The sequence below is a fragment of the Robiginitalea sp. SC105 genome (assembly GCF_014243345.1).
Taxonomy (GTDB): domain Bacteria; phylum Bacteroidota; class Bacteroidia; order Flavobacteriales; family Flavobacteriaceae; genus Robiginitalea.
Map to the genome: position 1 here is coordinate 32,232 of NZ_JACLZF010000001.1, position 13,256 is coordinate 45,487.

Genomic DNA, 13,256 nt, shown 5'->3' on the forward strand with positions numbered 1-13,256 from the left:
TCCCCCATTTTTGTACCTTTAGGAAAGATGAAACCCTTGCTATGAGCTACGAAAGCAACCCCATCCTCGACCGGCTGCCCCGGCATCTGAGGCAATACATCAAACCCCAGAACTACGAGGAATACACCCCTGTTGACCAGGCGGTCTGGCGGTATGTCATGCGCAAAAATGTAGATTACCTGAGCCGGGTGGCACACCCCTCCTATTTGCCCGGCCTTAAAAAAACGGGCATTACCGAAGACCATATACCCAATATGTACGGGATGAACCGGATCCTGAAGGAAATCGGGTGGGCAGCCGTGGCGGTGGACGGCTTTATCCCGCCGGCGGCTTTCATGGAATTCCAGGCCTATAATGTGCTGGTGATCGCCTCCGATATCCGCCAGCTCGACCATATCGAATATACGCCTGCCCCCGACATCATCCACGAGGGCGCCGGCCATGCGCCTATTATCGCAAACCCCGAATACGCGGAGTACCTCAGGCGCTTCGGGGAAATCGGCTGCAAGGCCATCTCCAGTGCCCACGACTACGAGGTGTACGAGGCGGTGCGCCACCTGTCCATCATCAAGGAGGCCCCGGGTACCGACCCGGCGGAAATCGAAAAGGCAGAAGCCCGGATCGATGCGCTCCAAACCCGGGAGGTGGCCCCCAGTGAGATGTCCCTTATCCGGAACCTGCACTGGTGGACCGTGGAATACGGGCTCATCGGCACGCCGGAAGACCCGAAGATCTACGGGGCCGGCCTGCTGTCCTCCATTGGGGAAAGCAGCTGGTGCATGACTGACAAGGTGAAAAAAATACCCTATTCCATCGAAGCGGTGCGGACCTCCTTCGATATCACCAAACCGCAGCCCCAGCTCTTTGTAACCCCGGATTTCGCCTTCCTCAGCCAGGTGCTGGAGGAATTTGCCGGGACTATGGCGCTCCGGCGCGGCGGCCTGGACGGCATCGAAAAACTGATCCGTTCCAATGCCCTGGGTACGGCGGAGCTGAGCACCGGCCTGCAGATCTCCGGCACCTTTTCCGAGGTGATAGCCCACGACGGCAAACCCGTCTACATCAAAACGGCGGGGCCCACCGCCCTCGCCTACCGGGAAAAGGAACTCATCGGGCATTCCACGGCCCACCACAAGGATGGTTTCGGCTCCCCCATCGGGAAACTGAAGGGGATCAACCTGGCCATCGAGGACATGAGCCCCCGGGACCTTAAAGCCTACAATATTTACGAGGGGGAACGGGTGCGCCTGGAGTTCGAGGGACAGGTCGTTCTGGAAGGCGACATCGTGACCGGAACCCGTAACCTGCAGGGCGAAATCATCCTGATCACCTTTGAGAATTGCCTGGTAACCCATAAGGACACCGTCCTGTACGAACCGGAATGGGGGCTCTACCACATGGCTGTGGGCGAAAAAGTGGTCTCGGCCTTTAACGGCCCGGCCGACAACGCGAGTTTCGACCGGGTAACGCACATCCCCGGCTCCACGACCATCAAAGTGAAAAAGAGCCCGGAGCAGCAACGGCTGGAACGCCTCTACGGACAGGTCCGGGAGTTCCGTGAAGGCACAAATACCACCATTTCCAGGAACAAGGTGCTGCGGGAAATCAAAAACCACTATCCGGAAGACTGGCTGCTGTCCGTGGAGCTCTACGAACTGGCCAAAGGCCGGAAGGACGCCTCCTTTGCCGAAGAGATCCTGGAGCACCTGGAGGATGTCAAAGGCCGGCGCCCGGAAATCGGCCACCTAATCGATGACGGGGTAGCCCTGGCCAGGGGGGAAACGGTTACTTACTGAGCAGTTCCCGGTTCCCGGGAGTGTCCAGGATTTGAGGAATGGATTCCTTCCGCTTTGGAAGGTACCTGACGGGCACCGTCCTGCCGTCCCTGCGCAGCACGAGTTCCACTTCCCGGTCCGTCGCCCCCATATAAATGCTGCGGGAGACCACCGCATCCCCGGCCCGCACGCCGGACGCATAGGCCGCCGATTCAGGGTCCACCGCAACCACGAAATCACGCTCCGGGCTGAAGTCAAAACCGAGGTCAAAAAGGTCGGCTCCCAGGCGGTACTCCAACCCCAGATCCCGGAACAGGGCTTCCAGCGGCAGGGGTTTCCCCTCTTCGATATGCCGTCGGTAAAAGGGTCCGAGTTCCTCCACCAGGTACCGGTTTGCCTTTTTTACAAAATAGGGCCCGTTGAGTTTGGCGCCTTTCCCCCTGCTCTCCCGTAACAGGTCGCGCATCAGGTTGTCCAGGCTATTTGCCCCTTCCGATACGGCGCGTATTTCCTGGTCCAGGTAAAAGGCAAACAAGAAGCCGCGGTTATAGGGAAGCTCCTGGTAGTCCCGGTTGGTCCAGAAATTCTCATAGTTGATTTCGCTGTTGGGCGCCCCCTGGACGGTGGACGCCGCCATCTGCCGGATCTTGTCATTCACGGCTTCGATGTAGTATCCCCAGTCGTTGCCGGCAATACCAAATGCGGCGATGTTCTTGGCGGTATAGTATTCGGTGAACCCCTCGCTGAACCAGTACTGGGCCTCTTCGGCCTCATTTTCGATGCTATGCCCCACCCAGTTGTGCATCAGCTCATGGTTGAAAAGGTAGACCAACTGCTGGAAGTCGGTGAATTCATTGTTCGATACGGAAGCTGCGAAGGAATTGGTCAGGCCGGTCCCCTGGAAACTGCTGCCCTGTTCCAACTCAAAAGGTCGCATGGTCACCGTAAAATAGGGCTGGCTGTGGTCCTTCCAGAAACTGCGTTGGGCGGCTACCGTCTCCGTAAGCATGTCCATGGCCTCCTGCTCCGTAAAGGGGATCCACTCCCCCCGGATCGCCAGGTGGATCGGATTGCCTTCAATAACCCGGCTGTATACCCGGAAATCGCCCCCTGTATAGATTGCGCTCATAAACTGGTCCAGGTCCAGGATGCCGAGGTCCTGATCCCGTTGCCGGCTGCCAAAGCTGTTGTGGATTACAGCTGTTTCGTCCCACCCCCTCCAGGAAATCCGGATGGCGGCCCTGGCGCCCTCCTGCTGCCGGTAATGTCCCGGCACCATCAGCAGGTTATGGGCAAATACATGGAAATAGTCCTGCTGCACCACCGGGCGGTACGCCAGCCCCGGGTTGTCGGAAGCAACATGATCCTGAATCACCTTGTAACTGACCTCCACCGGACTGTCTGCCTCCCCCCGGGGGATGACGGCCCAACCGCTGTCCCGTTCGACCAGGGGATGGCCCGCTCCGGATAATACCCTGAAATCCCGGATGGTATTCCAGAGGCTGTCCTGCCCCCAGGCGGTATCCGAAAAATCCAGGCGGCTGGCTTCATTGGCGGCGGGTTGGAATTTTATACGAACCTCCAGAGCCGGGAGGGAATCCCACTGGCTTTTTGATATCTGGTAGTCGAGCTCGGGTACTGCCGGTTCGGTCTGGCAAGCGGCCAGCAGCACAAAAAATATAGCCAGGGCGACCCCCCGGCTGATTTCAGTAAAGAGGTGCATGGATGGTCTGTTTACCCTTAATAGACGCCATCCTGGTAAAAATGTTTCAGGCCAGGGGCCATTTAGTCCAGGAAAAACCCGGGGCCGGGAAGCGAATCCAGGGGGCGGTCCCGGTAAGTAAGCGTCCAGCCCATCGAACGGGTTAGCACCCAGAAACCAGAGAGCTCTTCCAAAAGGCGGCCCCTGGCGTTGCCCCTGAGGGAAGAGGCTTCGACCTTTTTCCGGATGGACGCACTTACGCGGTTCTTGATGGTGTTGTAATCCGCAGCCCCGAAGGGGTTCAGGTAATCGGCAGTCACGTCGTAATACGATAGTTCCGGGTAGATGTCGATCTCCGCTTCCGGGATTTCCAGAATGTGCAGCGTACGGGCCTCCGGATCCAGGCGGTAGGTGAGCTGCTTCAGGTCATAGCTGACCGTGGCCCGGGCATTGACCACTACCAAAGCCCGTTTCCGGGCCGACCAGAGGGATCCGAGCAGGTCCCGGGAATCCTCATAGGTATACACTTCGGCATAATGGCCTTCGGTGACCACCAACTTGGCCACCTGGTCAATCCGGGACTGGATCAGGGAGGATTCCTCCCGGATCTTAGATGCTTCCTGCCCGTCGCCGGCGCACGACCGGTAGACCAGAACCGCGGTTAGTGCCAGCAGGACGCCTGCCAAAAATCGTTTCATATTTCAAAATCCATGTGGGGGTGCCTTTCTTTTAGATACGCAATCCGTGCCTCCAAAGATGTCCTGAAGGACCGATATGTCTCCGAATCCGGATGCATTGGCCGGTGCGCGAGCCCTTTGCGGACCGCCTCCACTTCCTGCATATCCGAATGGGCGCCGGGTGCGATCCATGCACCTGCAAAACGCTCCCAGATATAATCGACGGCCACCTGGTTGGGGTGGACCAGATCCCTGTCGTAGAACCGGTAGTCTCTGAGTTCGTCCAACAGGATTTCATAAGCCGGGAAATACCCTGCCCCGCCGGATGTACATACCTCATGGGCGGCAGCGACCAACAGGGCCTTGCTGAGCTGGTTGGCAACCAGCCCGTCCCGGATATGCCGCACCGGGGAAACCGTCAGGATACACCGGATGTCTGGCCGGAAACCCCTAAGGATCCCCAGCATCGCATCCACGAAGCCCGCTACTTCCGAATGGGTACTGAGTTCCCTTTCAAAGTGGGATGCGGGCAGTTTCTGGCAATTGGCCGCCAGCATCCCCGACTCCCTGTGCCGATAACCCCGGGCGCTCCCCAGGGTCAGTACGACGTGTGTGGACGAAGACAGGGCGGCCCGCAGTTGATGAAGCGCCTGATTGAGGGCTGCGAGGGCGTCTTCCTTTTCGGGTTTTGCCAGGGAAGAATGCGCCCAGAGGGAACGCCAGAGCCCCTGGTGGCAGAAGAGGTCGGATTCCCCGAAATCCCGGTTATCCCGGGCTCGCTGCAGCAAAGCCAGCAGGGGCGCGGGGTGGTAGATCACCCCAAATGGATTCGTGCAATGCCGGAATTGGTAATACCCCAGCTTTTCGCCCATGGAAGCGGCAAAACAGGAGCCCAGCAAGAGGATGGCACCGCTGTAGTCCAACGGCTTGTCTGCCGGAGTTATAGGTACTTCGGTACTCCACTTCATGGGGTGTGGGTTTTTGGGCTAATTCAAATACTGACGGGCTGCCTTAAGGGCTTCCCCGATGCCTCCGGGGTTCTTCCCGCCGGCCGTCGCAAAGAACGGCTGGCCGCCGCCGCCTCCCTGAATGTGCTTGCCGAGTTCCCGGATGATGGTTCCGGCATTCAGGTCCCTTTCCTTTACCAGATCCTTGGCGATGAACAGTGTCAGCAGGGCCTTCCCGTCCTGTTCCGACCCCAGCAGCAGGAACAGGTTGTCTACCTCCCCGCCCAGCTGGAAGGCCAGATCCTTCATGGAACCCGCATCCAGGTCCACCTGCCGTGCGTGGAAATGTACCCCATCCAGGGTTTCGAGGTCTGATTTTATCTGGGATTTGAGGGCCCCGGCCTGTTCGCGTTTGAGAGCCTCCAGCTCCTTTTTCAGGGCCGCGTTCTCCTGTTGCAGGCTCTCTACCGCCTGCAAGGGGTCCTGGGCATTTTTCAGCCGCTCCCGGATCGTTTCCAGCACCTGCTCCTTTTGGGTGAAATAGTCCCGGACCGCATCGGAGGTGATCGCCTCGATCCGCCTCACCCCGGCCGCCACGGCCCCTTCCGATACTATCTTGAAATGCCAGATTTCGGCCGTATTCCGAACATGGGTGCCCCCGCAGAGTTCAATGGAATCCCCGAAGCGGATGGTCCGTACCCGGTCGCCGTACTTTTCCCCGAAAAGGGCCATCGCCCCGGATTCCAGCGCCTCCTTTACCGGGACGCTGCGGTGCTCCTCCCGGTCCAGGCTTTCGGCAATCCGGTCGTTCACAAAATCTTCCACCCGCTGGAGTTCCTCATCGGTCATCTTCGAAAAATGCGAAAAATCGAAGCGCAGGTGCCCCGAGTGCACCGCGGAGCCTTTCTGCTCCACGTGGGTGCCCAGGACTTTCCGCAACCCCTGGTGCAACAGGTGGGTGGCGGTGTGGTTCCGCGCGGTCCGGGAGCGCTGCCTGGCGTCCACCACCGCGTGGAATGCCGCCTCCGGGTGGGCCGGCAACTCCCCGGTAATGTGCAGGATCTCGTTGTTTTCCTTCCGGGTGTCAACGATGTAAGTGACTTCCCCGCCCGGGCCTTCCAGATACCCTTTGTCCCCTACCTGCCCACCACCTTCGGGATAAAAAGGGGTCTGGTCCAGGACCAGCTGGTAGCGGGTCCCTCCCTTACGGGTTTCCACCCGCCGGTACTTCCGCAGCTTCACCTGGGACTCAAGCTTGTCGTAGCCCACAAAATCGGAACCCGTTCCCGGGTGTACGTTCACCCAGTCGTCTGTGGCCGTTTCGGACGCCGCCCGGGAACGGTCCTTTTGTTCCTGCATGGCGCGGTCGAACCCTTCCTGGTCCAGTTCAAAGCCCCGTTCCCGGAGGATCAGGGAGGTCAGGTCGATCGGGAAGCCAAAGGTGTCGTACAATTCAAAGGCACGGCTCCCGTCAACGGTATGGCCGCTGGTCTCATCGATTACGGCATCCAGGCGGGAGAGGCCCTGCTCCAGCGTCTTCAGGAAGGAAACCTCTTCTTCCCTGACCACGTTTTCGATCAGGTGGCGCTGTTCGGCCAGTTCCGGGAAGGCTTCCCCCATCACTTCCCCCAGGGTACCCACCAGGCGGTGCATAAAGGGTTCCTTGGCGTCCAGGAAGGTGAATCCGTAGCGGATCGCCCGGCGGAGGATACGGCGGATCACGTAACCGGCCCCTGTATTGCCGGGCAGCTGGCCATCAGCAATGGTAAAGGATACGGCGCGGATGTGGTCCGCGATAACGCGGAAAGCAATATCGGCATCTTCGGACTCCCCGTATTTCTTCCGGGTGATGTTGCCGATCTCCCGGATCAGCGGGGTGAACAGGTCGGTGTCGTAATTGGAGCGGACCCCCTGCATGACCATGCAAAGGCGCTCAAAGCCCATGCCCGTATCGATGTGCTTCTCGGGCAGCGGTTCCAGACGGCCGTCGGCTTTCCGGTTGTACTGGATAAAGACGAGGTTCCAGATTTCCACCACCTCGGGGTGGTCCTGGTTGACCAGTTCCGCTCCCGGGGTTTTGGCCCGCTCGGCATCCGCGCGGATATCCACGTGGATTTCCGAACAGGGGCCGCAGGGCCCCTGATCGCCCATCTCCCAGAAATTGTCCTTCTTGGAACCCATCAGGATGCGCTCTTCCGGCAAAATGGCCTTCCACAGGTCCCAGGCTTCCTGGTCGCGATCCAGGGCATCCGCATCCCGGCTCCCTTCAAAAATGGTCACGTAGAGCCGGTCCCTGTCAATCCCGCAAACCCCGGTAAGGAACTCCCAGGCCCATTCGATGGTCTCCTTTTTGAAATAATCGCCGAAACTCCAGTTGCCCAGCATTTCGAACAGCGTGTGGTGGTAGGTGTCCCGGCCCACCTCTTCCAGGTCGTTGTGCTTGCCGCTGACGCGCAGGCATTTTTGGGTATCCGCCACGCGTCGGTCCCCGGGCTGGCTGACCCCGAGAAAATATTCTTTGAACGGGTTCATCCCGGCGTTGACAAACAAGAGGGTGGGGTCGTCCTTGACCACCAGGGGGGCCGAGGGGACGATTCGGTGTCCGCGCTCTTTAAAAAAAGTTAAAAATTGGCTTCTTATCTCTCTGGAAGTCATATAAAAACGCGCGCTTACTTTAAATTTCAGTTATTGTGCCAAACAATTTTTATATTTGTTGGTCGGCCTTGCTGGACGGCACAAAAATAGGATAAAATCCCTTCATGACTAAGGTTAAGTACTATTACGACCCGGACACCTTATCCTACCGGAAAATCGAACCGAAAAAATCCCGGAAGTACCGGAATATCGCGCTTTTCATGATCGCGTCCGCCCTCTTTGGGCTGATGGGCATGCTCGTCCTGCTCAATACCAACCTGCTCAACACCCCGAAGGAGCTGGCCCTGCAGCGGGAGGTGAACAATTTTGAGCTGCGCTTTGAGCTGCTCAACCGGAAAATGGACCAGATGGAACAGGTACTGGCCAATATCGAGGACCGGGACAACAATATCTACCGCCTCTATTTCGAAGCCAACCCCATCCCCGAGGAACAGCGCCGAGCAGGCTTCGGGGGTGTCAACCGCTACCGCGAACTCGAAGGGTTTAACAATTCGGACATGATCATCGCCACTACCAGACGGATGGAAATCATCCAGAAAGAGATGGTGATCCAGTCCAAATCCCTGGACGAGATTACCAAACTGGCGGCCGAAAAGGAAGAATTGCTCGCGGCCATACCGGCCATCCAGCCCATAAACAATGAAGACCTGACGCGCATGGCCTCCGGATACGGCTGGCGTTCCGACCCCTTCACCAAAGCCCGGAAAATGCACTGGGGCATGGATTTCACGGCACCCCGAGGCACCCCGATCTACGCCTCCGGGGACGGGACGGTATCCCGGGCGGACAACAACGCCTCCGGGTATGGCAAACACGTTCGTATCGAACACGGGTACGGGTACATGTCGCTGTACGGCCACCTGAGCAAATACAATGTGAAAAGGGGGCAAAAAGTAAAGCGGGGCGACCTGATCGGCTTTGTGGGCAGTACCGGCAGGAGCGAAGCCCCCCACCTCCACTACGAGGTCTGGAAGGACGGGGACCGGATCAACCCCATCAACTTCTACTACGGCAGCTTGACGGCCGAGGAGTTTGAAAACATGCTCATCTACGCCAACCAGGAAAACCAATCGCTCGACTGATGCATGTAGAACTCCCGGAAAAACGCTATTACGGCATTGGCGAAGTGGCCAGGGCCTTTGAGGTAAACACCTCCCTGATCCGCTTTTGGGAAAAGGAATTCGACGTGCTCCAGCCCAAAAAAAATGCGAAAGGGAACCGGAAGTTCACCCCTGCGGACATCAAAAACCTCGAACTCATCTACCACCTGGTAAAAGAACGCGGCTTCACCCTGGAAGGCGCCAAAACCCACCTGAAGGAAAACCGGCAGAAAACCCTCAGCAATTTCGAGATCATCCGGAAACTGGAGCGGGTAAAAGCCGAGCTGATCAAGATCAAGGACCAGCTCTGATGTAACTTTTCGGCCATTTCGGCTACCTATAGAGTACTAACCTTAAATTGATAAATAGCATGAAAAAGTGGCTTATCCCTTTGCTCATCGTGGGCGTTCTCGTCTTCTTTGGAATTATCATTTTTTCCTGGTCGGTGAGATTCAACAACACGGCCGTCACCTACGAGGCCAATGCCAAAACGGCCTGGTCCAACGTGGAGAGTTCCTACCAGCGACGCAACGACCTGATCGGCAACCTGGTGAAAACCGTACAGGGGGCTGCGGATTTTGAACGGGAAACCCTGCGGGAAGTGATCGAAGCGCGGTCCAAGGCGACCTCCACCACCATCGATGCGAATAACCTGAGTGCGGAGCAACTGGCGGAATTCCAGCAGGCCCAGAGCGGGCTTTCCTCTGCCCTTTCCAGGCTGTTGGTCACCGTGGAGCGGTATCCCGAACTCCGGGCCAACCAGAACTTCCTGGAACTGCAAAGCCAGCTGGAAGGCACGGAAAACCGCATCAACGTGGCCCGGGACCGGTTCAATGAGGCGGTGAACACCTACGACATCCACATTAAGAAATTCCCGAATTCCCTGTTTGCGGGCTGGTTTGGCTTTGATGAGATGCCCCGTTATGAGGCAGACGCCGGATCTGAAAATGCCCCGGATGTGAATTTTGAATTCGACTAGGCCATGTCCGAAGTCGAAGAACTGCTGACCCCAGAAGAAGAAACCGAGGTCGTCGAAGCCATCCGGGAAGCGGAACGGGAGACCTCGGGCGAAATCCGGGTGCACCTGGAGTATTCCGTAAAAGGCGAACCCCTCAAGCGGGCAGGTGAGCTGTTTTACGCCCTCAAAATGGAGAACACCCGGGAGCGAAACGGGGTATTGATCTACATCGCCGTCCACGACCACCGGTTTGCCATCTACGGGGACAAGGGGATCGACAAGGCGGTCCCGGAAGGGTTCTGGGACACCACCCGCGATGCGATGCAAAAGAACTTCCGCAAGGGCGCGTTCAAGGAGGGTATCTTGGCCGGGGTACGCAGTGCGGGCCGCGAATTAAAAGCGCATTTCCCGTGGCGGCCGGGAGACGAAAACGAACTGAGCAATGAAGTTTCCAAAAGCTAGCATCCTGTTTTTTATTGCCTTCCTCCTGGCCGGAAGCTGGCTGCAAGCGCAGTTCCAGATCCCGGAAAAACCATCGGTATCGGAACAAACCAGCCTCTACGATTATTACGGATTGCTTACCGAGGCCCAGGCCAACGCGCTGGAACAAAAACTCATCCGGTATTCGGACAGCACCTCCACCCAGATCGTGGTGGCCATCATCGCCTCTACGGAAGGGGAGAATATCCAGTACCTGGGGGCCCAGTGGGGACAGGCCTGGGGGATCGGGCAGGAGAAGGAGGACAACGGCATCCTGATGCTGCTCGCGCGGGACGACCGCCGAATCGGCATCAATACGGGGTATGGCCTGGAGGAGTTCCTGACCGATGCGCTGTCGCGGCGGATCATCAACCAGGTTATCATCCCAGAATTCAAGGCCGGGGACTACTATGCCGGCCTGGATAAAGGCACGGATGCCATCTTTGAGGTCCTGACGGGTCAATTCCAGGGCAGTGGCCGTTCCGGGTCCGGTGGAGGGTTCCCTTTCCGGGCATTGCTCCCCTTTATCATCTTCATTGTCATCATCATAATCCTGGCTTCGCGCAAAAACCGCGGGGGCGGGCGCGGCGGCAGGCGCCGGGGGCTCGATATCTGGGATGTGATCATCCTGAGCAACATGGGGCGCTCCGGTTCGTCCCGGGGCGGGTTTGGCAGCGGCGGCGGCTTTGGAGGCGGTGGCTTCGGAGGCGGTTTCGGCGGGGGTGGCTTCGGCGGAGGCGGCGCTTCCGGCGGGTGGTAATCCATCTGTTTTTCCCGGTTCAGGGTGACGTACCCCTATAAATAGCAGGATTTACTTCTTCCGCATGTAGATATCCATCGGCACGCCGGTAAAGTTGAATTGTTCCCGGATTTTGTTCTCGAGGAACCGCTTGTAGGAGTCCTTAACGTACTGGGGCAGGTTGCAGAAAAATGCAAACTGGGGAAAGGGCGTCGGCAGTTGGGTGACGAATTTGATCTTGACGTATTTGCCCTTGATAGCCGGGGGCGGGTACTTCTCGATGATGGGCAGCATCAGGTCGTTCAGTTTGCGTGTCGGTATCCGGCGCGAGCGGTTTTCGTATACCTCAACGGCCGTCTCAATGGCCTTGAAGATCCGCTGCTTGTTCAGGGCAGAGATAAATACGATGGGGATATCCGTGAACGGCGAGGTGGCCTCCTTGATCATTTTGGTATACTCCTTGACCGAAGAGGTATCCTTTTCCACCAGGTCCCATTTGTTGACCAGGATCACAATGCCTTTGTGGTTCCGCTGGGCCAGCCAGAAGATATTCTGCACCTGCCCGTCAAAACCCCGGTTCGCATCCACCAGCAACAGGCAGACGTCCGCGTTCTCGATGGTGCGCACCGAACGCATCACCGAGTAAAATTCCAGGTCCTCCTTGACCTTTGCCTTCCGGCGGATACCTGCGGTATCCACCAGGTTGAACTCAAAACCAAACCGGTTATAGCGGGTATCGATGCTGTCCCGTGTGGTCCCGGCAATGTCGGTGACGATATACCGTTCTTCCCCGATGAGCGCATTGATGAATGAGGACTTGCCTGCATTGGGGCGGCCCACAACCGCAAAGCGGGGCACGTTTTCCTCCCTGGGGGGACGGTCCGGAAGGGCGGGGATCAGGGCGTCCAGCAATTCCCCCGTGCCGCTCCCGTTGATACTGGATACCGGGTAGTATTCGCCCAGCCCAAGGGAATAGAATTCTACGGCATCCTCCAGACGGGCTGCATTGTCCACCTTGTTGACCACCAGAAAAATGGGTTTTTCAACTTTCCGAAGCAGCTGGGCCACCTCTTCATCCATCCCGGTTACACCTGTAGCGGCATCCACCATAAACAGGATGGCATCGGCCTCGTCGATGGCCAGGCGGACCTGCTTGTCGATTTCCTTTTCGAATACGTCGTCGCTGCCAATCACGTAGCCGCCGGTATCGATCAGGGAAAATTCCTTGCCGTTCCAGTCGCTCTTGCCGTAGTGCCGGTCGCGCGTCACCCCGCTGACAGCATCCACGATCGCCTCCCGGCGCTGGATCATGCGGTTGAAAAAAGTGGACTTCCCGACATTGGGTCGCCCTACAATGGCTACGATTGCGGACATAAACGTGGTTCAGGCCACAAAGGTAGTGTTAAAGGGCTTACTATGAAACGGGATAATATGAGATTGGAAATAACGGATCCTAAAGTTCGTCAGGAACAGTCCTTTTTACCTGGGACCGGTTTAAGGCCAGATAGGATTCGCCAATTTCCCTGTTCCGGATGATTTTAGCAGGGCTTCCATAAGCCACCTTATAACCAGGGATATCATTAATTACAAGCGACCCGGCACCGACTACTGTATGCATTTCAATTGAAACGTTTTCTATCACGTTGGTTCCTATTGAAATGGCCGAGCAATAACCCAACTGGAAGTTTCCGCCAACACCGACACGGGGGGCCAAAGAAGAAAAATCAGCCATTTGCCCGTCATGGCCAAGAGAAGAAAGGGTATTAAGGATGCAATGCCGGCCAATGACCGAATTCGCATTTACAATTACACCCGGCATGATCACTGACCCATTCCCAATCCGGACATCCTTCCCGATGTTTGCCGTTGGGTGCACGGCACTTACAAAACGAAATTCGGGTATCACCTTTTTAATCCGGTTTACCATAGCCTGGCGGATCCAGTTATCCCCTATGGCGACAATACCACCATAGATATTGAACTTTTCGATTAAATAGGGTAAATCTTTGGTATTGCCCAATATCTCATAACCGTTCTTTTTTGGTCCTTTGCGCTTGTAGGTATCCAAAAAACCAATGGGCTTGTATTGTCCCTGCGATTCAATAATATCCAACACGACACTCCCATGTCCTGAAGCGCCGAAAATTAGTATATTATTCATAGGGACAGGGGGACTTTTATGCATTTCATCGATGAAATCGAACCGTTTATCGATTGTGAAGA

General features: G+C 57.0%; 12 protein-coding genes. 6 read left to right on the forward strand and 6 right to left on the reverse strand.

The genetic code is table 11. The features are described 5' to 3' along the window. Positions 1-41: 41 nt before the first annotated feature. The gene (locus H7F20_RS00130) at positions 42-1,796 is read left to right on the forward strand and encodes an aromatic amino acid hydroxylase (protein ID WP_185784124.1); all 1,755 of its coding nucleotides are present in this window, start codon (positions 42-44) and stop codon (positions 1,794-1,796) included. On the opposite strand, the gene H7F20_RS00135 is transcribed toward H7F20_RS00130, so the two are convergent. The 4 genes from H7F20_RS00135 to alaS form a co-directional block, all read right to left on the reverse strand. Next, the gene (locus H7F20_RS00135; RefSeq protein ID WP_185784125.1) at positions 1,786-3,498 is read right to left on the reverse strand and encodes a M1 family aminopeptidase; all 1,713 of its coding nucleotides are present in this window, start codon (positions 3,496-3,498) and stop codon (positions 1,786-1,788) included. The two genes, H7F20_RS00130 and H7F20_RS00135, sit on opposite strands and share 11 nt — an antisense overlap. 62 nt (positions 3,499-3,560) lie before the next feature. Beyond that, on the reverse strand, positions 3,561-4,175 hold the full coding sequence (locus H7F20_RS00140) for a DUF4230 domain-containing protein (protein WP_185784126.1): 615 nt from the start codon (positions 4,173-4,175) through the stop codon (positions 3,561-3,563). Further along, a complete protein-coding gene (locus tag H7F20_RS00145; protein ID WP_185784127.1) occupies positions 4,172-5,122 on the reverse strand; it encodes a GSCFA domain-containing protein in 951 nt (316 codons plus the stop codon). Before H7F20_RS00145 ends, H7F20_RS00140 begins: the two co-directional genes overlap by 4 nt. A gap of 18 nt (positions 5,123-5,140) precedes the next feature. Continuing rightward, on the reverse strand, positions 5,141-7,756 hold the full coding sequence (alaS, locus tag H7F20_RS00150; protein WP_185784128.1) for an alanine--tRNA ligase: 2,616 nt from the start codon (positions 7,754-7,756) through the stop codon (positions 5,141-5,143). A gap of 104 nt (positions 7,757-7,860) precedes the next feature. Here alaS and H7F20_RS00155 point away from each other — a divergent pair, with 104 nt between their 5' ends. The 5 genes from H7F20_RS00155 to H7F20_RS00175 are packed head-to-tail and all read left to right on the forward strand — an operon-like array spanning position 7,861 to position 11,054. Next, positions 7,861-8,838, forward strand: coding sequence for a M23 family metallopeptidase (locus H7F20_RS00155; protein ID WP_185784129.1), 978 nt, complete (start codon positions 7,861-7,863; stop codon positions 8,836-8,838). Next, a complete protein-coding gene (locus H7F20_RS00160; protein ID WP_185784130.1) occupies positions 8,838-9,167 on the forward strand; it encodes a MerR family transcriptional regulator in 330 nt (109 codons plus the stop codon). Before H7F20_RS00155 ends, H7F20_RS00160 begins: the two co-directional genes overlap by 1 nt. A 59-nt stretch (positions 9,168-9,226) precedes the next feature. Next, positions 9,227-9,835, forward strand: coding sequence for a LemA family protein (locus H7F20_RS00165; protein WP_185784131.1), 609 nt, complete (start codon positions 9,227-9,229; stop codon positions 9,833-9,835). Between the two features lie 3 nt (positions 9,836-9,838). Then, the gene (locus H7F20_RS00170) at positions 9,839-10,276 is read left to right on the forward strand and encodes a TPM domain-containing protein (protein WP_185784132.1); all 438 of its coding nucleotides are present in this window, start codon (positions 9,839-9,841) and stop codon (positions 10,274-10,276) included. After that, the gene (locus H7F20_RS00175) at positions 10,257-11,054 is read left to right on the forward strand and encodes a YgcG family protein (protein WP_185784133.1); all 798 of its coding nucleotides are present in this window, start codon (positions 10,257-10,259) and stop codon (positions 11,052-11,054) included. Before H7F20_RS00170 ends, H7F20_RS00175 begins: the two co-directional genes overlap by 20 nt. A 51-nt stretch (positions 11,055-11,105) precedes the next feature. Here H7F20_RS00175 and der read toward each other — a convergent pair whose 3' ends face one another. Both der and H7F20_RS00185 read right to left on the reverse strand, forming a co-directional pair. Further along, a complete protein-coding gene (der, locus tag H7F20_RS00180; protein ID WP_185784134.1) occupies positions 11,106-12,407 on the reverse strand; it encodes a ribosome biogenesis GTPase Der in 1,302 nt (433 codons plus the stop codon). A gap of 79 nt (positions 12,408-12,486) precedes the next feature. Next, complete coding sequence (locus tag H7F20_RS00185) at positions 12,487-13,194, reverse strand: acetyltransferase (RefSeq protein ID WP_185784135.1); 708 nt, start codon at positions 13,192-13,194, stop codon at positions 12,487-12,489. Positions 13,195-13,256: the final 62 nt, after the last annotated feature.

What these genes read in the sequence shown, in the direction of transcription:
- H7F20_RS00130 (WP_185784124.1), top strand. Translation starts at nt 42, where the DNA reads ATGAGCTACGAAAGCAACCCCATCCTCGACCGGCTGCCCCGGCATCTG.
- H7F20_RS00135 (WP_185784125.1), bottom strand. Translation starts at nt 3,498, where the DNA reads ATGCACCTCTTTACTGAAATCAGCCGGGGGGTCGCCCTGGCTATATTT.
- H7F20_RS00140 (WP_185784126.1), bottom strand. Translation starts at nt 4,175, where the DNA reads ATGAAACGATTTTTGGCAGGCGTCCTGCTGGCACTAACCGCGGTTCTG.
- H7F20_RS00145 (WP_185784127.1), bottom strand. Translation starts at nt 5,122, where the DNA reads ATGAAGTGGAGTACCGAAGTACCTATAACTCCGGCAGACAAGCCGTTG.
- alaS (WP_185784128.1), bottom strand. Translation starts at nt 7,756, where the DNA reads ATGACTTCCAGAGAGATAAGAAGCCAATTTTTAACTTTTTTTAAAGAG.
- H7F20_RS00155 (WP_185784129.1), top strand. Translation starts at nt 7,861, where the DNA reads ATGACTAAGGTTAAGTACTATTACGACCCGGACACCTTATCCTACCGG.
- H7F20_RS00160 (WP_185784130.1), top strand. Translation starts at nt 8,838, where the DNA reads ATGCATGTAGAACTCCCGGAAAAACGCTATTACGGCATTGGCGAAGTG.
- H7F20_RS00165 (WP_185784131.1), top strand. Translation starts at nt 9,227, where the DNA reads ATGAAAAAGTGGCTTATCCCTTTGCTCATCGTGGGCGTTCTCGTCTTC.
- H7F20_RS00170 (WP_185784132.1), top strand. Translation starts at nt 9,839, where the DNA reads ATGTCCGAAGTCGAAGAACTGCTGACCCCAGAAGAAGAAACCGAGGTC.
- H7F20_RS00175 (WP_185784133.1), top strand. Translation starts at nt 10,257, where the DNA reads ATGAAGTTTCCAAAAGCTAGCATCCTGTTTTTTATTGCCTTCCTCCTG.
- der (WP_185784134.1), bottom strand. Translation starts at nt 12,407, where the DNA reads ATGTCCGCAATCGTAGCCATTGTAGGGCGACCCAATGTCGGGAAGTCC.
- H7F20_RS00185 (WP_185784135.1), bottom strand. Translation starts at nt 13,194, where the DNA reads ATGAATAATATACTAATTTTCGGCGCTTCAGGACATGGGAGTGTCGTG.